The organism is Pseudomonas sp. Root562, assembly GCF_001427125.1.
Taxonomy (GTDB): Bacteria; Pseudomonadota; Gammaproteobacteria; order Pseudomonadales; family Pseudomonadaceae; genus Aquipseudomonas.
Map to the genome: position 1 here is coordinate 1 of NZ_LMGK01000025.1, position 23451 is coordinate 23451.

The following is a 23451-nucleotide window of genomic DNA, read 5'->3' on the forward strand; positions in this document are numbered from 1 at the left end:
CCACACGAATTGCTTGATTCAGTTGTTAAAGAGCGGTTGGTTAAGCGCTTTGCTCAACCGAGGCGCGCATTCTACAGCAGCCTCATTTGCTGTCAAGTGATTATTTTCAGAAGTTTTCAAGGAATCCTTAACAACTTCAACCACTTGCGCTGTCGATCTCTCGTCAGCGGGAGGCGAATTCTACAGCGTTACACGCTGCTGTCAACACCTCTTTTTCAACTTCCTTCTGGCTTCGATGACCAAAACTGCGTAACTCATTGTTTACCAAGGAGTTTTCCGTTTCGACTGCGCCGGAAGTGGGGCGAATTATAGACACCTGAGATCTGCCGTCAAGCGTTGATTTGGTTTTTCTATCAGGATGAGCAAATTCACTGCTTATATATAGACGCGCCATCAAGGAATGCGCAGTATATTGCCCAACACAACAATTACGCTCCAGCTTCACCCTACTTTGGACGATGCCTTTCAATGAATGACCAGCCTCGCAGTCTTGCCTCGACCCTGTTCTCGGTCGGCCTGCTTTTAATAGCCATGGCATCGATCCAATCCGGAGCTTCCCTGGCGAAAAGCATGTTCCCAGTTATTGGCGCCCAGGGGACCACCACTTTGCGCTTGATATTTGCCAGCGTGATCATGCTGCTGCTCCTGCGCCCATGGCGTGCGAAGCTCAGCGCCAAATCCCTGCGCACTGTCATCGTCTATGGCATGGCACTGGGCGGCATGAACTTCCTCTTCTATATGTCACTGCGCACAGTACCCCTGGGTATCGCCGTGGCCCTTGAGTTCACCGGCCCATTGGCCGTGGCCATTTATGCTTCACGCCGTGCCATCGATTTCCTGTGGATTGCTCTTGCAGCGGTTGGCTTGCTATTGCTGATACCGACCGGCGCGACAACTGCGGGTATCGACCTGGTAGGTGCCGGTTACGCACTGGGCGCTGGTGTTTGCTGGGCACTGTACATTCTGTTCGGGCAAAAAGCCGGAGCCGACAATGGCGTACAGACTGCTGCGTTAGGGGTGATGATTGCCGCCCTGTTCGTAGCACCGATAGGCATAGTTCACGCCGGCGCCGCGCTGCTGACCCCGTCACTGATTCCAATTGCCATCGGTGTCGCCATTCTGTCCACTGCCCTCCCCTATACCCTGGAGATGGTCGCTCTCACACGTATGCCCGCCAGAACATTTGGCACATTAATGAGCATCGAACCGGCATTTGGCGCGCTGTCAGGTCTGTTGTTCCTCAATGAGTACCTGTCTTTGTCACAGTGGATGGCTATCTTGTGCATCATCCTGGCATCCGTTGGTGCAACCATGACCATGGGCAGCTCCGCCAAGCCTGCCATTGCTGCCGATTGATGCAAGATTTGACGAGCCTCTGGTATTTGCCGCTCATTTAGGCCATGTTTAGCCCCGCAACCCAATGTCAGCCATGGACTTTTGAAGAAAGGGATATCAACACGCTTCATGCGAAAGCGAATACTGCCAGACCGGGCGCGAGATCCGGGACAGCAACAAGGACAGCAATGAAACGAATTTTGATTTTGATCGCCGTACTCGCGATTGCGGGCTGCTCAGCGACATCGAAGACCCAGGTCAAACATGGCAGGAAAGGGCTGCACATCAACTGTTCAGGGCTGTCGTCCTCTTGGGATCAGTGCTACGCCAGTGCCACCAACTCGTGCGCACCGAAAGGGTACAAGGTCATCGCCAAGTCAGGCGATGCGGTTGAAGAGCCCGGTGACTATCCGTTTGGCCTCAATCCTGCCGGTTATACCAGTCGCAGCATGATCGTCATCTGCAAATAGATTGCGAGTTGTCAGGTTCTCGGACTCGCCATTTGCCGTCCGATTTCATCGTAACTGGACTTCAACACGGTATGCTGAAGCTCCGTAGTGGCGAGCATCCTCGCCACCACCAACGCCCCGATACATTGCGACAGGATGGCCCAAGCCAGGCTGTCGCTCTCCAGCACCTGCGCCCAGCTCTCCTGCAACCGACAAATCCAGTGCTCAGCCTCCTGGCGAATCGTCACGTCGGAACGGGCTATCTCCGCACCCAATGCCGGCAGTGCACAGCCCGTTTCCGGATGTTCGACGTGGGACATGCTCAGGTACTGCTTCAAGCAACGCTCGAGCTTGTCACGATCCTGCTCCGCTCCCAATCGCTCCAGACTTTGCCTCAGTTCACGTTCGACAACTGAAGCAAACAACTCGTCCTTTGAGGAGAAGTGGCTGTAGAAAGCCCCGCCACTCAAGCCGATCGCCTTCATCAAGCCATCCACGCCCACCGTCGAAAAACCGGATCTCTTGGCCGATACCGCACTGCTCTGCAGTAGTTTTTCCCTGGTTTGCAGCTTGTGATTAGCTGAGTAACGCATGGCCTTTCCCTCAGAGTTGATCGTCTTGACGCCTGTCGAATCGTAGCATAACGTTCGTTTAGTTAACGATCGTTTACCAAAGGGCTCTAGCCATGAATAACAAGAAGGTCGTACTGGTTGTTGGTGCTGGCGATGCCACCGGGGGCGCTATTGCCAAGCGTTTTGCCAAGGAAGGATTCACAGCCTGTGTCACCCGTCGCAGCGCAGACAAACTCCAGCCGCTGGTTGATTCGATTCTGGAGGACGGAGGACTGGCTCACGGCTTTGCCTGCGATGCACGCAAGGAAGAAGAAGTGGTGGCATTGATCGAGCAGATTGAAAACGACATTGGCCCCATCGAAGCGTTTGTCTTCAATATCGGCGCAAACGTGCCTTGCAGCATTCTGGAAGAAACCGCCCGCAAGTATTTCAAGATCTGGGAAATGGCCTGTTTTTCGGGATTTCTCAATGCCCGCGAGGTAGCCATTCGCATGGCCAAGCGACAACGGGGAACGATCCTGTTCACCGGCGCCACCGCCGGCATGCGCGGCGCCGCCGGGTTTGCCGCGTTTGCCGGAGCGAAGCACGGCATTCGTGCCTTGGCGCAAAGCATGGCCCGTGAACTGGGGCCGATGAACATTCACGTCGCCCATGTCATCGTTGATGGTGCGATCGATACCGATTTCATCCGCGACAGCTTTCCCGAAAAGTACGCAACCAAAGACCAGGACGGCATTCTCAACCCCGAGCATATTGCCGAGAACTATTGGTACCTGCACAGCCAGCCTCGCGACGCCTGGACCTTCGAGCTGGACCTGCGCCCATGGAGCGAACGCTGGTAAGCCTTCCCCCCCTACAACAACAATCAGAGCGCAACGACCATGAGCAAAACCGTGGAGTTTTACTTCGACCTGGGCAGCCCCGCCACCTACCTGGCGTACACCCAGTTGCCCAAGATCTGTGAACAAACCGACAGCCAACTCATCTACGTTCCGATTCTGCTTGGTGGCGTTTTCAAAGCCACCGGCAATGCCTCCCCGGCGACTATTCCGGCCAAGGGGAAATATATGTTTCAGGACCTTGACCGCTATGCCAGACGATATGGCGTGCCGTTGAAGTTCAACCCGCATTTCCCGATCAACACCCTCATGCTGATGCGTGCCGTCACTGGCATGCAGTTGCGCCATCCGCAGCGTTTTTTGGCATTCGTCGATTGTCTGTTCAAAGCGCTCTGGGTTGATGGTCGCAGCCTCGATGAACCGGCAACGGTCGCCGCAGTATTGACTCAAAGCGGCTTCGATCCCGACGAAGTGCTGGCTCTGACCGCCGAGGAAGAGATCAAAGCCGCATTGAAGGTCAATACCGAAAAAGCAGTACAGCGCGGTGTATTTGGTGCGCCGAGCATGTTTGTCGATGATCAGCTGTTCTTCGGCCAGGATCGATTGGACTTCGTTCTTGAAGCCCTGAACTAGATCTCGATAACCAACCGTCCCTGCGCTGCTCCCGATTGCAGCAGCTCATGGGCGGTCTCGGCGTTTTGCAGGTTGAATCGGCGCGGATCGAGTATGGGCTTGAGCTTGCCTGCCTCGATCAAACCTGCCGCTTGCCGAAGTATCTCGCCGTGATGCTCACGCCCCTCGCCCGTCAGCAATGGCAGCAAAGTGAACACACCTGAATAGGTCGCCCCACGAAACGAGAGCGGCGCGAGGCTGTGCTGTCCCCACCCAAGGCAACTGAGGACATGTCCGTGATACACCCGCGCAGCCTTGAAAGAGAGGTCCAGGGTTTCACCGCCCACCGTGTCGTAAACGATATCGAAGCCCTGCCCGGCTGTGTATTGCGCCACGTACTCTTCGACTGAAGACTGGCGGTAATCGATGAACGTTGCGCCCAGGCCCTCGATAGTTTCCCGATGTCGCGCAGAGCCCGTGGCAAAAACTTCGGCCCCCAATGCACGGGCGATCTGCACCGCGACATGACCGACACCCCCTGCCCCACCGTGAATCAACACTTTTTGCCCTGCCCGCACCTGCGCCCGGTCGACCAATCCTTCCCACGCTGTAATCAACACCAGCGGCAACCCGGCCGCTTCGCGCATGTTCAGATTGCCCGGTTTACGCGCCAATAGCCGTGCATCGACCACCGCGTACTCGGCCAGCGAACCCTGAACGCCGCCAATCCCCGTTGCCATGGCATAGACCTCATCACCCGGCACCCAGCCGTTTACGCCCTCCCCCAACGCTTCAACGGTACCCGCCAGATCCATGCCCAACACGGCCGGCAACGGTTGCCGCGCATGAGCGGCCTGGCCCGCACGAATTTTGCCGTCCAATGGATTCACCCCGCTGGCCGCGACCCGTACCAGGACCTGCCCCACACCTGGAACTGGCTTGGGAATGGACACCAAGCGTAGCGGCGCATTAGCCGATTCAACAATCAGTGCACGCATTTGCATTGAGTCAGTCATTTCGCATACTCCCGTCAGAGGTGGTTGTAGGAACGATCTTCAACCTTCCAACTCATGCCGATAAGACGCCAGATCGCTATAGTTCGTATGCCGTTAAAGCATTAATGAGGCGTCTCGTGGATAAATTAAACGCAATGGCGATCTTCGTCCGAGTGGTCGAACGCGGGAGCTTTTCCGCCGTCGCTCGAGAGATGCAGACCAGTCAGCCAACCATCAGTAAAGTGCTACGCGCGCTGGAAAGCGAACTGGGCGGAAAACTGATCGCTCGCAGTACCCGCAAGTTATCGCTGACTGACGAAGGTCAGCGTTACTACGATCAATGTCGGCAAATACTGGCTGCCGTGGACGCTGCCGAACACAGTTTCCAATCTGGGCGGGAGACCATCGCCGGCCCTTTGAGAATCGGTTCTTCCGTCAGTTTCGGGCGCCTGCAGATCGCGCCGCGCCTGCCCGCGTTTCTCGCGCGTTATCCCGGGATTCAGATTGACCTGCAACTGAGCGATCAAAACCAGGATCTGGTCAGCGAAGGCCTGGATGTCACGTTCAGGATCGGTGCGTTGAACGACAGCGGCCTGATTGCACGGCAGATCGGCACCACTCACCGGCTAACCGTCGCGACGCCGCAGTACCTGGCACAACACGGCGAACCGCAAACGCCGGAGGATCTGCGCGAGCACAACTGCCTGCAGTTCAATCTGCTGACCAGTCAAAACCTGTGGGTTTACGACCATGGTACTGGTCGTCATGAAGTGCGGATCAAAGGCAATGCGCAGAGCAACAATTCCGAAGCCATTCGCGAAATGGTGCTGGGGGGATTGGGGATTGCATTGTCGCCAGTGTGGCTGTTCAGCGAGGATTTGAAAGCAGGGAAAGTGACCGCGATTTTGCAGGATTACAGTGCGCAGTCACTGCCGATACATGCCGTGTCCCCGGCGAATCGTCGCCAATCCGCCAGGGTCAAAGCCTTTGTCGACTACATGAGCCAGGCGCTGGAGGCAGCGCCCGAGCTGCAAGCAATCAAATAGCCGCAGTGCGTGTGTTCAGCCACTCAAGGGCGGCGCCGTCGAGCAACGGGCTCAAACGCTCCCGCACTTGCGCGTGGTAAGCGTTGAACCATTGTTTTTCCTCTTCGTTGAGCAACGAGGTTTCGAGGCAACGGGTGTCGATCGGGCACAGGGTCAGGGTTTCGAACTTCAGGAACTCGCCGAATTCGCTGCTGCCTGCTTCGCGGTTCATCGCCAGGTTTTCGATGCGCACGCCCCAACGACCAGGACGATACGTACCCGGCTCGATGGAGGTGATCATGCCCGGCAGCATCGCGGTTTGCGGCGCCGGCGCGGCCTGGTAGGCAATGACTTGCGGGCCTTCGTGAACATTGAGGAAGTAACCGACACCATGGCCGGTGCCGTGCCCGTAATCGACATTTTCGGCCCAGATCGGCGCCCGGGCGATGGCGTCCAGCAGTGGCGACAGAATGCCTTTCGGGAACTGCGCGCGGGACAAGGCAATCACGCCCTTGAGCACTCGGGTGCAATCGCGCTTCTGCTCGTCAGTCGGCGTTCCCACCGCCACCATCCGGGTGATGTCGGTGGTGCCGCCGAGGTATTGACCGCCGGAATCGATCAACAGCAGACCGTCACCTTCGATCACTGCGTGCTCTTCTTCGGTGGCGTGGTAATGCGGCATGGCGCCGTTGGCGTTGAATGCGGCAATGGTATTGAAGCTCAGCGACACGTAATCCGGACGACGTTCACGGGCAGCGGTGAGTTTTTCGTCAATGGTCAGTTCAGTAATGCGTTCGCGGCCCAGTGCCGAGTCCAGCCAGGTGAAGAATTCGCACAGTGCCGCGCCGTCCTGTTCCATGGCCCGCCGAATGTGTTCAGCATCGGCCAGGCTTTTCTGCGACTTGGCCAGGGTCGTCGGGTTCAAGCCCTCGACCAGTTTGACGCCATCGTTCAGGTTATCCAGCAAACCTGCGGTTACGCGAGCCGGATCGACCAGCAGGCTTGCGCCGTTCGGCACCGCGCGCAAGGCGTCGGCCACTTCACTGTAATCACGCAGGGTCACGCCGTCCTGTTCAAGGACCGTGCGCAGCTCGGCGTCGACCTTGCTCAGCGCCACAAACAGGGTCGCCTGCTGCTGGCTGATCAAGGCAAAAGATACGAAAACCGGGTTGAACGAGACATCGCCGCCGCGCAGGTTGAACAGCCAGGCGATGTCATCGAGGGTGGCGATGAAATGCCAGTCAGCGCCACGTGCCTGCAGGGTTTCACGCAGCCTGGCGAGTTTTTCGCCACGGCTGACTGTCGCCTGCGGAGGCAAGTGTTGATAGATCGGCGCGTTCGGCAGCGTCGGGCGATCGCTCCAGACTTCACTCAACAGATCGATGTCGGTGCGCAGGCGTGCACCGCGTTCTTCGAGTTTGCCACCCAAGGTACGCGCCGAGGCCACGGCCATTACCGCACCATCGACCGCCACCACGCCGCCTTTCGGGGTTTGCTCGGCGAGCCAGTCCAGGGGGCTTGGCTGACCCGGTTGCAGCTTGACCAGTTCGATGCCGCTGCCCTTGAGTTCCTTCGTTGCCTGTTCCCAATAACGGCTGTCGGCCCAGACTCCGGCAAAGTCCGCAGTGACGATCAGCGTGCCGACCGAGCCATGGAAACCCGACAACCATTGCCGCCCTTGCCAGTAACCCGGCAGATATTCGGACAGGTGCGGATCTGCCGACGGCACCAGCAAGGCGTAAATGCCCTCCCGGCTCATCAGCTCGCGGGTATGCGCCAGTCGCTGAGGCACTGATCCTGTAATCGAAAACTGCGTATTCATCATGACTCCTGCTAACCACTCATCATTATTGTTCAGTGCCGATCAATGCCGGCGCTTTTCGCCTTACTGCCAGAATGCCGGGGCACTGGCGCAGGCCGTTTTAATCAGTTGTACGGCTTGATCGATATCCTGCTCGGTGGTGAAACGTCCGAGGCTCAAGCGAATGGTGCGACTCGCCGAACGGGCGTCATGCCCCAGCGCCAGCAGCACGTGGGACGGCGCATTGCTCGCGGAATTACAGGCCGAGGTCGCGGAAAAAGCGATCGACGCGAGCAATGCCGTTGAGTTGAACTCGCCTTCACCGAAGGTCAGGCTCAAGGTGTGCGGAATGCGTTGGGTCGGGCTGCCATTGAGTCGCACGCCGGGCATGCTCAGCAGCTGATCGAGCAAGCGCTCGCGCAGACCCGCGATCACGGCTTTTTCTTCGTCGAAAGCAGCCGCAGCCAAGGCAAAGGCCGCCCCCATGGCGGCAATCTGGTGGGTTGCCAGGGTGCCGGAGCGCAGGCCACCTTCGTGCCCGCCGCCATGGATCTGGGCCAGCAAACGCGAGCGCGCCCGCGGGCCGACGTACAACGCACCGATGCCTTTGGGGCCGTAGAGCTTGTGCGCCGAAAACGACATCAAGTCTACCGGCCACTCGGCCAGATCGATCCTGACCTTGCCCGCGCCCTGCGCCGCGTCGACATGCAACAGCGCACCGCGCTCGCGCACTACCTGGCCGATGGCCGGGATGTCGTTGACAGTGCCCAGCTCGTTGTTGACCAACATCAACGACACCAGAAAGGTGTCTTCACGCATGGCCTCGCTGACCGCTTGCGCGGTGATCAGACCATCGGCGTCCGGCACCAGGTAGGTCACTTCGACGCCGCACTCCTGCAGCTGACGGGCAGTGTCGAGGATTGCCTTGTGTTCGATCTGACTGGTGATGATGTGACCGCCGGCGACACCGCGCGCCTGGGCCACGCCCTTGAGGGCCAGGTTATTGGATTCGGTGGCACCGGAGGTCCAGACGATTTGCTCAGCCTCGGCGCCTACCAGCTCGGCGACCTGGCGCCGCGCTTGCTCGACCGATTGCCGGGCCTGTTGACCGAAAGCGTGGGAGCTGGACGCGGGGTTGCCAAAGTTGCCGTTGAAGCCCAGACACTCGACCATGACCTTGATGACACGCTCATCCACCGGCGTGGTGGCGGCGTAGTCGAAATACAGCGGACGTTTATTCATAAAAGACTCGCAGAGCGTGTTCCGGGATCAGGAGGCTCGTGACTGCAAACGGCAAAACGCAGCCTTGTGAGCTGCGTGCGGTTTTCAGAACGTTACCAATACCTGATCGGATGCCGTTAAAGAAGTACAACTTCATTTAAAAGTGCGTAGGAACGCTCCTGAAAAGTGAGCTTAACAGGCATCGGGCAATCGGTTGAAGCAATGCGTCAGTTGAAGCTTTCGAGCAGGATCGGATACAGCGACGCCACCAGCAATGCAGCCATGCTCCAGTTGAACAGGCGCAGCCAGCGGCGATCCTTCAAAACGTTGCGCAGCAGCGTGCCGCATGCCGCCCAGACACCGACGCTGGGCAAGTTGATCAGGGCGAAAACCGCCGCAATCACAATCACATTGGTGAAATAACCCTGCATTGGCGTGTAGGTGCTGATTGCACCGATCGCCATGATCCAGGCCTTGGGGTTGACCCATTGGAAAGCGGCGGCACCGAGGTAGCTGATCGGTTTCGCCTCGCCCTTCGCACTGTCCGAGACCGGCCCCGAGTGCGCGATTTTCCACGCCAGGTACAACAAATACGCCGCGCCGACGTAGCGCAATACGGTGTAGAGCAAGGGATAAGTCTGGAACACCGCGCCCAACCCGAAACCCACCGCCACTACCAACACGAAGAAGCCGCATGTGATGCCGAGCATGTGGGGGATCGTGCGGTTAAATCCGAAATTCACGCCGGATGCCAACAACATGGTGTTGTTCGGGCCGGGCGTAATCGAGGTCACAAGAGCAAACAGGGCAAAGCCCAGCAGCAGATCAAGCGAGAGCGTCATGGGGGTGCAGTCCATCAGGGTCGGTCAGGTATAGACCCTATCGCACACCCTCGGTGAAACCCATGGACAGTTGGGAGAAAGTTGAACCCGTACAGTTTTTGCTCAGCTCTGACGACCGTGCAGCTGTACAGCTCGTTCGGCGTTCATCTCGCCCTTTCTGTCGAACCCAAAAGTCTTTTGCGGCTGCCCGAGCAGTTCCGCTTTTTTCGCGTGGTATTCATCGAAAGACAAGCCGCGACGATTCAACGCTTCCAGAGCCAATTGCCGGGTTTCTTCGGCGGTGTAGGGCCGCAGTTCCGGGGAGACATGGCTGGCACATCCGGCAAGTACGGAGATCGCAAGCAGCAAGAAAGTGGCGATGAAAGTTTTCATGTTCGGCGTCCTGTCATCTGGGTTCGGGGCAATGAACACAGGCTACTCGCGCCATTGGATGAGCAGAAATCAACCGTCTCGATAGTCGCTATCGAGTTTTCCTGATGCTTGACTGATTCGAGCTATATAGTCGTAACAGTTCTATACGTGCTTTTTTATGACTTTTTAGGAATAACAGACCGCGTTTATAACACTGTTGCCCGAACCCTTCGCCAGTCTCGCCGGGCGCGGCCTCACCATCCTGGCAGGGCCGTTCGGCGAAATGTTCGCCAATAATGTATTGCTCACCCAACCTACGGCTTGATCCTCGCCGTTCTTGCAGGACAAATACCAGGCCAAGTGCTGAACAGTGGCATTGATGCGCTACGCCTGTCGGCAGCCTGATGTAATGGGTGAACTTGAAACCTGCTGAAGATCAAATCTAAGGATCGCAGTCTTCGGCAGCTCCTACACTTGATGGTCCTGCTAGAAAGCAGCGAATTCACAACAAGAACAGGGAGAACCATCATGAGCGTTAAACCTATTCCCGAGGGCTATCACAGCATCACGCCGTACCTGGGCATTGCCAAAGCCGCTGAAGCCATCGACTTCTACAAGAAAGCCTTCGGTGCCATCGAAGTCATGCGCCTGTCGATGCCGGACGGCGGTATCGGACACGCCGAGCTGCGTATCGGCGACTGCCCGATCATGCTCGGCACGCCATGCGATCAAGGGCCGTTGAGCAATCCGGACAACTCACCGTCGGTGGGCCTGCATGTGTATGTAACCGATGTGGACAAGTCCTACAAACAGGCGATCGACGCGGGTGGCACCGTGGTGTCCGAGGTCAAGGATCAGTTTTACGGCGACCGTACCGGTACCTTGAAGGATCCCTATGGGCATCTCTGGTTTTTGGCTACCCGTAAAGAGGACCTGACTCAAGAGCAGATTGAGCAGCGGGCCAAGGAGATGTTTCAGCAGGGCTGAAAGCTTCGGTGCCTGAACAGGCCTCATCGCGGGCAAGCCCGCTCCCACAGGGATTGATGGCGTGCACATCATGCGTGAGCGCCGGGATACCTGTAGGAGCCGGCTTGCTGGCGAGGGTCGTTGACGATTACGCGTGATGTCTGGTTGAACGCGGGGTATTCATCGCCAGCAAGCCGGCTCCTACGGGGAACGAAGAAGAAAGACAACGCGAAACATTTTCTTTCATATCACCCTTCGGGATTTTGGGTGCTCATCCGTCCTATATAGATGCAGTCCTGTCGCCCAGGCAAAAGCCACGGCCGGGCCTTTCATGGACCTCATCGCTGCGAAGCCCGTAGCAGAGGCCTTTCATCGATATAAGACACCCTCATCATGTCGAAGAAATCCCGTTCAAAACTCTGGTTCCTGGTCCATAGCTGGCTGGCGCTGCCGATCTGGTTTTTTGTCCTGATCGTCTGCGTGACCGGCACACTGGCCGTGGTCAGCCAGGAAATCGTCTGGCTGGCCAACCCGCAAATGCGCGCCAGCCAACCGTCGGACGATGCGCCGCGGCTCAATTACGACCAGATCGTCAGCGCGATCAAAAAGGCCGAGCCCGATATCATCATCGATAGCATCAGTCGTCCCGACGAGTCGCACTTTGCCCTCGACGTCAGCGTCAATTATCCCGACGGGCGTTCACTGACGGTCTACGTCAACCCCTACACCGGCGCCATTCAAGGCCCTGCTCCGCAATTCAACTTCAAGGCGTTTACCCGTGCGCTGCATGGCTGGTGGCTGGTGCCGTTCACCAATGGCTATAGCTGGGGCTGGTATCTGGTGTCGTTCCTCAGCCTGCCGTTGCTGGCTTCGTTGATCACCGGGCTGGTGGTGTACAAGCGCTTTTGGAAAGGTTTCTTGCGCCCGACCCTGCGCATTCGCCACGGCGCGCGGATTTTCTGGGGTGATTTTCACCGGCTCAGCGGCATCTGGTCGATCTGGTTCATTGCGGTGATTTCCGTCACCAGTACCTGGTTCCTGATCGAAGCGTTCATGTTCGACAACCAGATTTCCATCTCCACCGCTCCGGTGGCGGCTGTGGTGCCGCGTGAGAACGTGCCGCTCACCGCGGATGGTTCGGCGGCGCCGATGATCAGCCTGGAGGCCGCGATTCGTGAAGCCAAGGCGCGCATTCCCGGCCTGGACGAAAGTTTTGTCAGCATGCCGGCCAACGCCTACAGCTACCTGTCGGTGGGTGGTCGCAGTTGGTATCCGCTGATGTTCCAGACCGCCGATATCAACCCGTACAGCGGCGAGGTGGCTGCCACGCGCCTGCTGTCGGACCGCTCGGGCCTGGAATTCGTGACCGAGTCCATGCGTCCACTGCACACCGGTGATTTCGGTGGATTGTGGATCAAGCTGATCTGGTTCTTCTTTGGCCTGCTGCTGAGCATGATGGTGCTCAGCGGTCTGTTGATCTGGACCAAACGCACCGCCCTGGCTACCGCCAATGCCCTCAAGCGCAGCCACAAACGCCCGCGTAACGAAAGTATCCCGGTGACCAGCCGTGAAAGCACGGAGGTCAGCCAATGAGCCTGTTCGCCGCGGAAAAACCGGGCTCGGCACTGAGCCGCTTTTGGCACAAATGGCGTTTCCACATCAACGTTCTGCTATTGCTGGTGCCGCTGGGCTTCATGCCCAAGTACTTCGCCGACGCCGCACTGTTTCGCGGTGACACCGGGCTTGGCGAGCGAGAAATCGGTGAAGTTCAGGTCGGCCCGTGGAGCGTACGTCTGGCTGAGTTGCGCAATGAAGCACCACGGCCCGATGGCCCGGCCGGCCATATGAAAAGCTTCAATGCCGCGCTATGCGCCAGCTGCCGCGAGCAGGTCAAGGCCACTTACCTGCGCATCGGCAAACCCCGCAGCCTGCGCGCCGCCGGAGTGATTTTCTTCGGCACGCCGTACCGCATGGGCGCCATGTTGCCGATCCCGGAAAAAACCAAAGCCGACGCCGAACTGTGGATCACCATGGAAGGCTGGGACGGCTCCATGCATCAGGCATCCATTCCTCTGAGCCAGGCATCGCCCGCCACCATCGCCTGGTTGAGCATTCAAGGAGGCAAACCATGATCAACGTTATCCGTCCTTTCAGCGCTGCGCTTGTATTGTTTTGCGCCGGTTTCAGCGCCAGCGCCCTGGCCCACAACCCGATGTGCGAATGCAAGGCCATCGACGCCGAGCAGATCAAGTGCACCGGCGGTTTCTCCGACGGCAGCGGCGCACCCGGCGTGACCCTCGACGTGATCGGCTATGACGAAACCATTCTGGTTCCAGGCAAGCTCGGGGCCGATTCGACCCTGACCTTCAAGAAGCCCGGCGCCGAGTTTTATGTGCTGTTCGACGCAGGCCCCGGCCACGTGGTCGAAATCGACCAAGCGGACATCGAGGCGCCCGGGACATGAGCATGAGTCCGCCAACCACGCAAGTCGTCCGCCCGGCCGGTGCCGGTCATGAAACGCTCTACGTATTGCTGCTGTGCCTGATCATTCTGGCAGTAGCCGGGTCGGTGGTCGCCTGGCGTGGTGAGTCGCAGGAAGCGAGCAGCGTCAACAGCCATCAGCTGGATGCCCGACGCGACCTCAGCGCTTCAGAACAAGGCATCTACGCCGATCTGCGGGTGACGCTGGACGAAATTCACTTGCTGCGCCAGGAACAACACACCCTGCCGGCACCTGAAACCCTTGCCGCTGAGGGCTTCGCGCCGTTTGCCCAAGACGCCAGTTCGGTCAGTCGCGGCGGCCATGCCTGGCAATTGCTCGATGCCAGGGCTTACTTCGGCCAGAGCCAGGCTGCCAGCGTGGCCGGCTCGTTTCTGATGCGCCTGACCGCCGAGGATGACGCGCCGGACATCTGGCTCAACCGTGCCACCGACCTCAAGCCCCCTGCCGACCTCAGCGATGCCGCGCTCGAAAGCGCCGGCTGGCAGCAGATCGTCGCGCAATTCGATGCCGGCGTGACCCGCCAGCACCGGCACTGAACCCTCGCTTTCACCCGAGAGAAGACCGCTTTCCCATGCCTATTTCATCGCTACGCTCGATTCTGCGCCTGACACTGGTCGGCCTGCTGGCCTGCCTGCTGACACCCCTGGCCAGCGCCGAGGAGGCCAAGCGCCTGCGCATCGGCATCACCCTGCATCCGTATTACAGCTACGTGGCCAACATCGTCGGCGACAAGGCCGAAGTGGTGCCGCTGATTCCTGCCGGTTTCAATCCCCATGCCTACGAACCTCGCGCCGAAGACATCAAGCGCATCAGCGGCCTCGATGTAATCGTGCTCAATGGCGTGGGCCACGACGACTTTGCCGACCGCATGATCGCCGCCAGCGAAACGCCGAAGGTGCCGGTGATCGAAGCCAACGAAAACGTACCGCTACTGGCCGCCACCGGCGTCGCTGCGCGCGGTGCCGGCAAGGTGGTGAACCCGCACACCTTCCTGTCGATCAGCGCGTCGATTGCCCAGGTCAACAACATTGCCCGGGAGCTGGGCAAGCTCGACCCGGTTAACGCCAAGACCTACACCGAAAACGCCCGCGCCTACGGCAAACGCCTGCGCAAGATGCGCGCCGATGCCCTGGCCAGACTGACCCAGGCTCCCAACGCCGAACTGCGTGTGGCCACGGTGCACGCGGCCTACGACTATCTGCTGCGCGAATTCGGCCTGGAGGTCACCGCCGTGGTCGAACCCGCCCACGGTATCGAACCAAGCCCGAGTCAGTTGAAGAAAACCATCGACCAACTGCGTGAATTGGACGTGAAGGTGATCTTCTCGGAGATGGATTTCCCGTCGTCCTATGTCGACACCATTCAGCGTGAATCCGGGGTCAAGTTGTATCCGCTGTCCCATATTTCCTACGGCGAATACACCGCCGACAAGTACGAAAAGGAAATGACCGGTAACCTCAACACCGTAGTGCGGGCGATTCAGGAGTCAGGCCAATGACATCGAAGGAAACCATCCTGGCCGACACGCAAAGCCCTGTAGGAACGAGCCTGCTCGCGAAGGCGTCCGGTCAGCCAGCATCACTGTCAACTGAAACACCGCAATCGCGACGGTGCGACGATTCGACAGGCTCGCTCCTACAGGGGGTGGGGCCAACGCTGGATTTCGCAGAGGTCAGCCTGACGTTGGGTCGCACGACGATCCTCGACAAGGTCAGCTTTCAGGTTCGGCCCGGCAGCGTGCATGCACTGGTCGGCCCCAACGGAGGCGGCAAGAGTTCGTTGATCAAGACCTTGCTCGGGCAGATGCCGCATCAGGGTCGCCTGAGTCTGCAATGGCCGGGCGAATTGGGGACCATCGGTTATGTGCCGCAAGCCCTGGAGTTCGACCGCGGCCTGCCGCTGACCGTCGACGATTTCATGGCTGCCATGTGCCAGCGCCGCCCGGCCTTCCTCGGTGTGAGCAAGCACTACGCGGCGGCGATTGGCGAGGCGCTGGAGCGGGTCGGCATGCAGGACAAGCGCAAGCGGCGCATGGGTGCGCTGTCAGGTGGCGAACGTCAGCGGGTGTTGTTGGCGCAAGGGCTGATTCCGGCGCCGCAATTGCTGGTGCTCGACGAACCGATGTCAGCCCTCGATGAGGCCGGTATCCAGGTGTTCGAGCGTTTGCTCGGCGACTGGCGTGCGGCGGGGATCACCGTGTTGTGGATCGAGCACGATCTGGAGGCCGTGGGCCGTCTGGCCGATCACGTTACCGGTCTCAATCGCCGGGTACTGTTCGACGCCACACCGAAACAGGCGCTGACGCCGGACCGTTTGCTGAGCCTGTTTTCGACCCACCCGCGGAGCGTTGCCTGATGAGTTACGAAGCTTTTCGCCTGATGGTCCAGGGCTGGGCATCGTCGGGTTATCTGCCTGAGGCGCTGGCCTATGGATTTGTGGTCAACGCGCTGCTCGCCGGCCTGCTGATCGGCCCGGTACTGGGCGGTCTGGGCACGTTGGTGGTGGTCAAGCGCTTCGCGTTCTTCTCCGAAGCGGTGGGCCACGCCGCACTAACCGGCGTGGCCATCGGCATCTTGCTCGGCGAACCCTACACCGGCCCTTATGGCAGCCTGTTCGGCTACTGTCTGCTGTTCGGCATCCTGCTCAACTACCTGCGCAACCGCACCGGCCTGGCACCGGACACCTTGATCGGCGTGTTCCTGTCGGTGTCCCTGGCGCTGGGGGCGAGCCTGCTGCTGATTCTGGCGGGCAAGATCAACGTGCACATTCTGGAAAACGTGCTGTTCGGCTCGGTGCTGACAGTCAACGGTAATGACTTGCTGGTGCTGGCCATCGTCGGCTCGCTGGTGATGGCCCTGGCTTTGCCGCTGTACAACCGCATCATGCTCGCCAGTTTCAATCCGCAACTGGCGGCGGTTCGCGGTGTAGCGGTGAAGTCGCTGGATTATCTGTTCGTGATTCTGGTGACGCTGATCACCGTCGCCGCGGTGAAAGTCATCGGCGCAATTCTGGTCGGTGCCCTGCTGGTAATTCCGGCCGCAGCGGCACGGTTGCTCAGCCAATCGTTGAAAGGCTTTTTCTGGTGTTCGGTGTTGATCGCCACGATCAGCACACTGTGCGGGATTCTCGCGCCGATCGTCTTCGACCTGCCGATCCCCTCTGGTGCCGCGATCATTCTGGTGGCCGGTATCGCCTTCGCCCTGGCCGCCATCGCGCGCGGCGTCGTCCCCAGCCTGAAAGGGAACCTTGGATAAATGACTTTTTCTCTACGCCAATTGACCCTGGCGATCACCCTGTGCGGGCTGACTACCGCCTCTTTCGCCGCTGACAACAACAAACCGCTGCGCGTGATCGCGTCTTTGCCGATCACTTATGGCTTGGGCGAAGCGCTGCTCAAAGGTACCGACGTCAGTCTGCAACGCGCAGCGCCGGACAATCTGCCCGGCAGCCGTCAGACCGCCTACTTCACTGGCCGGGGCGCTCCGGCGCTGGCAAAACTGGCGGCCGACGCCGACGCGGTGATCGGCCTGCGTTCGTTGTGGCCGGATGATCCGCTGTATCCGATCTCACGGCGCAGCAACATCCGTATCGTCGAAGTCGACGCCGCCCGCCCGGTGGACGGCGCCCTGCCCGGCATCGCCGTGCAACCTGGCAACAAGGTCGATGGCTTGAACAGTCAGCCGTGGCTGGCCAGCAACAACATGGGACGCATGGCGGACGTGATGGCGGCGGACCTGGTGCGCCTGGCGCCCGAGGCCAAGCCGGCAATCGAAGCCAATCTGGCGACACTCAAACAGCGCCTGCTCAAGCTCAGCGCTGAAAGCGAGGCGCGCCTGGCTGCCGCTGACAACCTCAGTGTGATGAGCCTGAGCGATCACTTCGGCTACCTGATCGGTGGTCTCAATCTTGAGCTTGTCGGCCTTGATGCGAGGCCCGATGCCGAGTGGACGCCTGAGGCGTTGAAGGCGTTGGGGGCGACGCTCAAGGACAATGACGTGGCGCTGGTGTTGCATCATCGCCAGCCTTCGGATGCGCTGAAAGCGGTGATTGCAGAAGCGGGGAGCCGGTTGGTGGTGTTGAGTGTCGACGCGGCTGATCCGGTGGCGGAGTTGGAGGGCGATGTGGATTTGCTGATCAAGGGGTTGAGTGGGGCCTGACGGCAGTTCTACCGGGTTATCGTTCATCGCCAGCAGGCTGGCTCCCACGTAGGGGCCGCGGTCTTACTTGCGATTAATGCCCCACTGAAGAGTTCCGTGGGTGTCAATTTACGCATTTTTGATTCGTGTACATTTCCGTTGCTGCGGTAACGGCGGCGAGCCTGCGCGCGATGGCTTCGTGTCAATTTACGCATTTTTGATTCGTGTACATATCCGTTGCTGCGGTAACAGCGGCTTTTACGTTGTGAGGTGTACATATCCGTTGCTGCGGTAACGGCGGCTTATGGTTCCGCTCTTACAGCGGGTCACTTTGGAAAAGCCCCAAAGTAACCAAAGGGCTCTGCCCCACCATTCGGTGCCTCGCCAAGGCTCGGCATGCCCTCACTCCGGCATTGCTCCGGGGGCCCGCCGCCATCGCCCATCCATGGCCGGGGGCGGCTACCTCGGCATCCATGCCGAGGTGCCCCCTACGCAATACCTGCGTTCGGCCTCTGGAAACGGGGCAGGAGATCAAAAGCCAAAGCCAAAGCAAAGCAAAGCAAAGCAAAGCAAAGCAAAGCAAAGCAAAGCAAAGCAAAGCAAAGCAAAGCAAAGCAAAGCAAAGCAAAGCAAAGCAAAGCAAAGCAAAGCAAAGCAAAGCAAAGCAAAGCAAAGCAAAGCAAAGCATCAAAACTTCTTTGACTCGACAGCGCACACCCACCCAGAGTCAGGCCGGCCGGTAGGCCGCCTCGCTCTTGCTTTGGCTTTGGCTTTGGCTTTTGATTTTCTTGCCCCATCGAGAGGCCGAGTGGAGGTTCTGCGTAGTGGGCAACCCGGCATGGATGCCGGGTTAGCCGCCCCCGGCCATGGATGGCCGATGGCGGCGGGCCCACGGAGCAGGACCGGAGCGAGGGCATGCCGAGCCTAGGCGAGGCACCGAACGACANGGATGCCGGGTTAGCCGCCCCCGGCCATGGATGGCCGATGGCGGCGGGCCCACGGAGCAGGACCGGAGCGAGGGCATGCCGAGCCTAGGCGAGGCACCGAACGAAAGGGGCAAGAGCGTTTGGTTACTTTGCGCTTTTCAAAGTGACCCGCTGTAAGAGCGGAACCCTAAGTGGCCGTTACCGCAGCAACGGATATGTACACCTCACAACATAAAAGCCGCCGTTACCAAAGCAACGGATATGTACACCACCAAAACAAAAAAACCCGCTAACCGTCACCAGTCCAGCGAGCTCCTTTTTTTGCAAAACACTCAGAGAGCCACACCCTGCTCATCCATCTTGCGCCGCAAGCTCAACGGACGCATGTCAGTCCAGGTCTCCTCGATGTAAGCCAGGCACTCCTTTTTCAACCCGCTCTTGCCCACGGTACGCCAGCCTTGCGGCACAGCTTTGTAGTCGGGCCAGATCGAGTATTGCTCTTCGTGGTTGACCACGACCTGAAAGAGGATGTCCTCGCGGTCGAATACTGAAGTCATGCTGTTTCTCCGTCAGTGTAGGGTGGGCCGCACGCTGCGTGCAGCCGCGATGTAGAAGGAACGTTCCGGCCCCCGGAAAATTTAAAGCCCGGTGGTTGCAGCGGCCAATGCCCGGCCGAAAATCTCGGCGACACGGTCGATTTCCGCGGCGGTAATCACCAGCGGCGGCAGGAAACGCACCACCGCGCCATGGCGGCCACCCAGCTCCAGGATCAAGCCACGCTTGAGGCATTCGCGCTGCACCAGCGGCGCCAAACGCGCAAAGGCAGGCGGATGCCCCAACGCGTCCAGCGCCCCCGTCGGGTCGACCAGTTCGACGCCAAGCATCAAGCCACGACCGCGAATGTCACCCAGTTGCGGGAAGTCGCGCTGCAGGATGCGCAAGTGTTCGCTCAAGCGCTCGCCCATGGCGGTGGCGTGTTCGCACACTTTGTGTTCAACCAGGTAACGCATCACCGCAGAACCGGCAGCCATGGCCATCTGATTGCCACGGAACGTCCCGGCATGGGCGCCCGGCAACCAGGTGTCGAGCCAGTCTCGATACACCACCACCGCCAACGGCAGACTGCCGCCGATGGCCTTGGACATCACCACCACGTCCGGAATGATCCCCGCATGCTCGAAGGCGAACATCTTGCCGGTGCGGGCGAAACCGCTCTGAATCTCGTCGACGATCAACGCGACGCCAGCCTTCTCGGTAATCCGGCGCAACCCACGCAACCAGTCCAGATCGGCCGGGATCACCCCGCCCTCGCCCTGCACAACTTCAACGATCACCGCCGCCGGCAATAGCACGCCGGCTTCCGGGTCGTTCAACAGGTTTTCCAGATAACTCAAGTTGGCCTTGACCCCTTGCGCGCCGCCCAAACCAAAGGGGCAACGGTAATCGTAAGGGTACGGCATGAACTGCACGCCATTGCCGAGCAAAGCGCCCAGCGGCTTTTTCGGCCCCAGACTGCCCATCAGGCTCAACGCGCCCTGGCTCATGCCGTGGTAACCGCCCTGGAACGACAAAACGGTGCTGCGACCGGTGGCGGTGCGCACCAGTTTCAGCGCCGCTTCTACGGCATCGGTGCCGGTGGGACCGCAGAACTGGATCTTCGCTTGCGCGGCCAATGCTGGCGGCAACAAGCCGAACAGGTCCTGTACGAACCGGTCCTTGACCGGCGTCGTCAGGTCAAGCGTATGCAGAGGCAACTCGTCAGTCAGCACTTGCTGGATGGCTTCGATCACCACCGGATGGTTATGCCCCAACGCAAGGGTACCGGCGCCCGCCAGGCAGTCGATGAACGTGCGACCTTCGACGTCTTCGACATGAATGCCCTTGGCGCGCTTGAGGGCCAGTGGAATGCGTCGCGGGTAGCTGCGGGCGTTGGATTCCTGTTGGCTCTGACGGGCCAGTAACGGCGATTCGGCGAACTGATAAAGCGACTCGGTCGGGGCGACCCGGGCCGGCTGATCTTCGATAAGACTGGTAGCGACTGACATCTCTCGACCCCTCAATAAGGTTTTCCTGTTGTGGAAACGCATCAGGGACTCAAGGATTTAGACCTTCGACAAGGCTTTGTGCATAGGGATGACGGGGAGACCCGCCACTGTCAGAGGTTCGGCCTGCGGCTGGTAGCCCAGGCGCCGATAAAAGGCTTCGCCGGTTCGCGTGCTGTTCAGTCGCGACTGGCGCAGCCCCTGATTGATCAGCCAGCCCTCGAGATCGCGCACCAACGCTTGGCCGACCCCGCGACGAAACCACTCCGGCATCACATAGCAGAACGCAACCTGCCCCTGATTCGACGCCATCGCCACCCCCACCGGTTTGTCGTGCAGCAGGGCGAGGTTGAGGTACAGCTGTTGATCCGAGAGCCAAAGCTGGATGTTTTCGTGGGTTTGATTTTGCGTCCAGGTCGCAACGACTTGCGGCTGATTACGATGGTCGAGGGCGCAACCGACCCGAATGGAGCGCTCGATGATGCGGTTGATAATACCGGCATCGGCCGGAGTCGCCTTGCAGGTATGTATGGGTTCGTCCATGGCGCCGTAACCTCAATCCATTGAGTGTCAGGGAACGATAGTTGTACGAGAGCCGGACGACCAATGCAGAGACGTTACATTTGATGTAGCGCCCGCGGGAGCGGCGGTGCGACGATTCGACTTGCCCGCGATGGCGTCCTGGCAGGCGATATTGATGCTGAATCTGCCGACCTCATCGCTGGCAAGCCAGCTCCCACAGGTAATGTGTCGTGCCCGGTTGATGCGGCCAACACAAGACCTGTGGTGTTTGGTCAGACCGGTTGCAACGGCATGCTCAATTCAACCCGCAACCCATCCGGGCGGCTGTCGAAATGCAACGTACAACCACAGCGCTGGACGATGGCCTGGACAATTGCCAGGCCGAGACCGCAACCGGTACTTTGACCGTTGCGCCAGAATCGCTGGGTCAGGTGTTGCACGTCATCCTCGGCAATGCCCGGCCCATGATCGCGGACCACGAACTGCACACGGTTGCCGCTGGTTTGCAGGCTGAGCTCAACCTCACCTTCGCCGGGCGTATGGCGCAAGGCGTTGTCCAGCAAGTTGCGCAGCGCGGCAATCGACAGCACCGCAGGCATTTGTACCGGCGCCTGGGAAACCCTGGCGGGCAATTGCAATTTAATGCGCTGGCGATCACCGCCGGCGGCGTCCTGAATCGCCAGTTTTGCCACCTGCTCAGCGCTGCATTGCACACCGTCGTCAAACGACAAACTGCCCTCGACCCGGGCCAGCAACAACAATTGTTCAAGCGTGCGGTGCAGACGGTCGGCGCCCTCCTCGGCCCGGGCCAGGGACTGATCCCGAGCCGCGCCATCGGTCATGCGCGCCACCTGCAGATGGGTCTTGATCGCGGTCAGCGGGCTGCGCAATTCATGGGCCGCGTCACCGGTCAGCCGGCGCTCGCGCTCGATGGTCTTGCCGATGCGCTGGAACAGCTGGTTCTGCGTATCGAGCAGTGGTTGCAGTTCGCTGGGTAACGGCTGAACCTGCAAAGGTTCCAGGGAGTCGGCGCTGCGACGCATCAAGGCATCGCGCATGCGATTGAGCGGCGCCAGTCCCTGGCCGATCCCCAGCCACAACAGGCACAGGCAACCCAGCAGCGCCACACCCACCGGCACCGAAGCGGCCAGCAGGATCGACATGTTCAACGCTTCCCGTTCAATTTGCCGATCCGCGGTGGTGATCCGCAGATCGCCTCGCGCCAGGGTAAAACTGCGCCACGGTGCGCCGTCGATCATCTGATCGTGGAAGCCCATTTTTTCGGCTTCCAGGGTCTGGCCAGGGTCCGTGTGACTGCGGGCGAGGATTTCCCCACGCAGCGAGCTGACCTGGCACGCCATGCCACCGGGAATGCTCAGCTGTTCGGCACTGAAATGCGTGCCCTCGCCCTTGCTCGGCAATGGCGGCAATTGCTCCATCAGCCCGGCGACCATCCGCGCCGAAGCCACCAGGCGCTGGTCGAGGGAGAACATCATCTGGTTGCGCAAGTCGCTGAGCATCCAGGCCGCGGCCAGCGCCCAGATCAGCGCAAACGCGGCGCCGAGCGTCAGGCTCAGGCGCAAACGCAAACTCATCACTTCGATTGATCTCCCCCGTCGGCCGGCCCCAGGCGATAGCCCAGACCGCGCACTGTTTCAACGATGCCTTTACCCAGTTTGCTGCGCAGGTGATGGATATGCACGTTGAGGGCGTTGCTTTCCAGTTCGTCGTTGAAGCCGTAGACGCTGTCCTTGAGTTGCTCGGTGGACAACACCCGGCCACGGTTATGCAGCAGAGCCTGCAACAGCGACTGTTCGCGACGCGAGAGGTCCACTGGACGACCGGCGAGCGTGGTTTCGCGGCTGCTCGGGTCGTAGGTCAGGGCGCCGTGTTCGATCAGATTGACACTACGCCCTGCCACCCGCCGCAACAGCGTATGCAGGCGCGCGGCCAGTTCGCGCAGGTCGAAAGGCTTGAGCAAATAGTCGTCGGCGCCGGCCTGCAGACCGTCGACGCGGTCAATGACCGAGTCCCTGGCCGTGAGGATCAACACCGGTAGCTCCAGACCGTTGTGGCGCAATTGCTGAAGTAACTTCAGGCCGTCTTCATCGGGCAAACCGAGATCGAGCACCATCACGTCGAACTCCGCCACCTTGAGCATCGCCCGGGCTGCAGACGCGGTGGCCACGTGCTCAACGGTCAGGCCCTGGGCGGTCAGGCCGGCGACGATGCCGCTGGCGATCAACTCATCGTCTTCGCAAACCAGTACGTGCATAAGAGCCTCGTGTAAATAAAGCGGATTAGGCCGGCGACC

At 59.7% G+C, this 23451-nt stretch carries 26 protein-coding genes and 1 pseudogene; 15 read left to right on the plus strand and 12 right to left on the minus strand.

Features of this window, described 5'->3' with window-relative positions:
* Positions 1-468: 468 nt before the first annotated feature.
* The gene (gene rhtA / locus ASD60_RS23685; RefSeq protein WP_056856313.1) at positions 469-1356 is read left to right on the plus strand and encodes a threonine/homoserine exporter RhtA; all 888 of its coding nucleotides are present in this window, start codon (positions 469-471) and stop codon (positions 1354-1356) included.
* A gap of 167 nt (positions 1357-1523) precedes the next feature.
* Entirely contained in the window at positions 1524-1805 is a 282-nt protein-coding gene (locus ASD60_RS23690; RefSeq protein WP_056856314.1) for a hypothetical protein, read from the plus strand.
* Between the two features lie 11 nt (positions 1806-1816).
* Here ASD60_RS23690 and ASD60_RS23695 read toward each other — a convergent pair whose 3' ends face one another.
* Entirely contained in the window at positions 1817-2377 is a 561-nt protein-coding gene (locus ASD60_RS23695) for a TetR/AcrR family transcriptional regulator (RefSeq protein WP_056856315.1), read from the minus strand.
* A 92-nt stretch (positions 2378-2469) separates the two neighbouring features.
* Here ASD60_RS23695 and ASD60_RS23700 point away from each other — a divergent pair, with 92 nt between their 5' ends.
* Together ASD60_RS23700 and ASD60_RS23705 are read left to right on the plus strand one after the other, a co-directional pair.
* Positions 2470-3198, plus strand: coding sequence for an SDR family oxidoreductase (locus tag ASD60_RS23700; protein WP_056856316.1), 729 nt, complete (start codon positions 2470-2472; stop codon positions 3196-3198).
* 39 nt (positions 3199-3237) lie between these two features.
* Positions 3238-3828, plus strand: coding sequence for a 2-hydroxychromene-2-carboxylate isomerase (locus ASD60_RS23705; RefSeq protein ID WP_056856317.1), 591 nt, complete (start codon positions 3238-3240; stop codon positions 3826-3828).
* On the opposite strand, the gene ASD60_RS23710 is transcribed toward ASD60_RS23705, so the two are convergent.
* Positions 3825-4823, minus strand: coding sequence for a zinc-dependent alcohol dehydrogenase family protein (locus ASD60_RS23710; protein ID WP_056856318.1), 999 nt, complete (start codon positions 4821-4823; stop codon positions 3825-3827). The two genes, ASD60_RS23705 and ASD60_RS23710, sit on opposite strands and share 4 nt — an antisense overlap.
* Positions 4824-4927: 104 nt before the next feature.
* Between ASD60_RS23710 and ASD60_RS23715 the strand changes: the two genes are divergently transcribed.
* The gene (locus tag ASD60_RS23715) at positions 4928-5848 is read left to right on the plus strand and encodes a LysR family transcriptional regulator (protein ID WP_177336603.1); all 921 of its coding nucleotides are present in this window, start codon (positions 4928-4930) and stop codon (positions 5846-5848) included.
* On the opposite strand, the gene ASD60_RS23720 is transcribed toward ASD60_RS23715, so the two are convergent.
* The 4 genes from ASD60_RS23720 to ASD60_RS23735 form a co-directional block, all read right to left on the minus strand.
* Positions 5841-7649, minus strand: coding sequence for an aminopeptidase P family protein (locus ASD60_RS23720; RefSeq protein ID WP_056856320.1), 1809 nt, complete (start codon positions 7647-7649; stop codon positions 5841-5843). The two genes, ASD60_RS23715 and ASD60_RS23720, sit on opposite strands and share 8 nt — an antisense overlap.
* A 63-nt stretch (positions 7650-7712) precedes the next feature.
* On the minus strand, positions 7713-8870 hold the full coding sequence (locus tag ASD60_RS23725) for a cysteine desulfurase family protein (protein WP_056856321.1): 1158 nt from the start codon (positions 8868-8870) through the stop codon (positions 7713-7715).
* 206 nt (positions 8871-9076) lie between these two features.
* Positions 9077-9691: a LysE family translocator gene (locus ASD60_RS23730; RefSeq protein ID WP_056856322.1), complete on the minus strand. Its 615-nt coding sequence runs from the start codon at positions 9689-9691 to the stop codon at positions 9077-9079.
* A 102-nt stretch (positions 9692-9793) separates the two neighbouring features.
* Positions 9794-10063, minus strand: coding sequence for a hypothetical protein (locus tag ASD60_RS23735; RefSeq protein WP_056856323.1), 270 nt, complete (start codon positions 10061-10063; stop codon positions 9794-9796).
* A 193-nt stretch (positions 10064-10256) separates the two neighbouring features.
* Between ASD60_RS23735 and ASD60_RS29535 the strand changes: the two are divergent.
* The 10 genes and pseudogenes from ASD60_RS29535 to ASD60_RS23780 form a co-directional block, all read left to right on the plus strand.
* Positions 10257-10367: pseudogene (locus ASD60_RS29535) on the plus strand (hypothetical protein); the annotation flags it as partial.
* Between the two features lie 203 nt (positions 10368-10570).
* A complete protein-coding gene (locus ASD60_RS23740) occupies positions 10571-11029 on the plus strand; it encodes a VOC family protein (protein WP_056856324.1) in 459 nt (152 codons plus the stop codon).
* A 372-nt stretch (positions 11030-11401) separates the two neighbouring features.
* Positions 11402-12601, plus strand: coding sequence for a PepSY-associated TM helix domain-containing protein (locus tag ASD60_RS23745; RefSeq protein ID WP_056856325.1), 1200 nt, complete (start codon positions 11402-11404; stop codon positions 12599-12601).
* Positions 12598-13140 (plus strand): hypothetical protein, encoded by a 543-nt coding sequence (locus ASD60_RS23750; RefSeq protein ID WP_056856326.1) that lies wholly within the window; start codon positions 12598-12600, stop codon positions 13138-13140. Before ASD60_RS23745 ends, ASD60_RS23750 begins: the two co-directional genes overlap by 4 nt.
* Positions 13137-13472 carry a hypothetical protein gene (locus tag ASD60_RS23755; protein WP_056856327.1) on the plus strand — a complete coding sequence of 112 codons (336 nt, stop codon included), beginning with the start codon at positions 13137-13139 and terminating at the stop codon, positions 13470-13472. The genes ASD60_RS23750 and ASD60_RS23755 overlap by 4 nt, the downstream gene beginning before the upstream one ends.
* Positions 13473-13474: 2 nt before the next feature.
* Complete coding sequence (locus ASD60_RS23760; protein WP_056856328.1) at positions 13475-14047, plus strand: DUF6162 family protein; 573 nt, start codon at positions 13475-13477, stop codon at positions 14045-14047.
* A 35-nt stretch (positions 14048-14082) separates the two neighbouring features.
* Entirely contained in the window at positions 14083-15009 is a 927-nt protein-coding gene (locus tag ASD60_RS23765; RefSeq protein WP_056856329.1) for a metal ABC transporter substrate-binding protein, read from the plus strand.
* A complete protein-coding gene (locus tag ASD60_RS23770) occupies positions 15006-15866 on the plus strand; it encodes a metal ABC transporter ATP-binding protein (RefSeq protein ID WP_056856330.1) in 861 nt (286 codons plus the stop codon). The genes ASD60_RS23765 and ASD60_RS23770 overlap by 4 nt, the downstream gene beginning before the upstream one ends.
* Entirely contained in the window at positions 15866-16765 is a 900-nt protein-coding gene (locus tag ASD60_RS23775) for a metal ABC transporter permease (RefSeq protein ID WP_056856331.1), read from the plus strand. The genes ASD60_RS23770 and ASD60_RS23775 overlap by 1 nt, the downstream gene beginning before the upstream one ends.
* Positions 16766-17668, plus strand: a complete 903-nt coding sequence (locus ASD60_RS23780; RefSeq protein WP_056856332.1) for a metal ABC transporter substrate-binding protein — start codon at positions 16766-16768, stop codon at positions 17666-17668.
* A 467-nt stretch (positions 17669-18135) separates the two neighbouring features.
* On the opposite strand, the gene ASD60_RS28550 is transcribed toward ASD60_RS23780, so the two are convergent.
* The 6 genes from ASD60_RS28550 to ASD60_RS23810 form a co-directional block, all read right to left on the minus strand.
* Entirely contained in the window at positions 18136-18444 is a 309-nt protein-coding gene (locus ASD60_RS28550) for a hypothetical protein (protein ID WP_156386295.1), read from the minus strand.
* Between the two features lie 461 nt (positions 18445-18905).
* Positions 18906-19130: an MbtH family protein gene (locus ASD60_RS23790; protein WP_056856334.1), complete on the minus strand. Its 225-nt coding sequence runs from the start codon at positions 19128-19130 to the stop codon at positions 18906-18908.
* An 81-nt stretch (positions 19131-19211) separates the two neighbouring features.
* Entirely contained in the window at positions 19212-20618 is a 1407-nt protein-coding gene (locus ASD60_RS23795; protein ID WP_056856335.1) for an aspartate aminotransferase family protein, read from the minus strand.
* Positions 20619-20675: 57 nt separating this feature from the next.
* Complete coding sequence (locus tag ASD60_RS23800) at positions 20676-21158, minus strand: GNAT family N-acetyltransferase (RefSeq protein WP_056856336.1); 483 nt, start codon at positions 21156-21158, stop codon at positions 20676-20678.
* A gap of 251 nt (positions 21159-21409) precedes the next feature.
* Positions 21410-22735, minus strand: coding sequence for an ATP-binding protein (locus tag ASD60_RS23805; protein ID WP_056856337.1), 1326 nt, complete (start codon positions 22733-22735; stop codon positions 21410-21412).
* Positions 22732-23412 (minus strand): response regulator, encoded by a 681-nt coding sequence (locus ASD60_RS23810; protein ID WP_056856338.1) that lies wholly within the window; start codon positions 23410-23412, stop codon positions 22732-22734. The genes ASD60_RS23805 and ASD60_RS23810 overlap by 4 nt, the downstream gene beginning before the upstream one ends.
* Positions 23413-23451 lie beyond the last annotated feature (39 nt).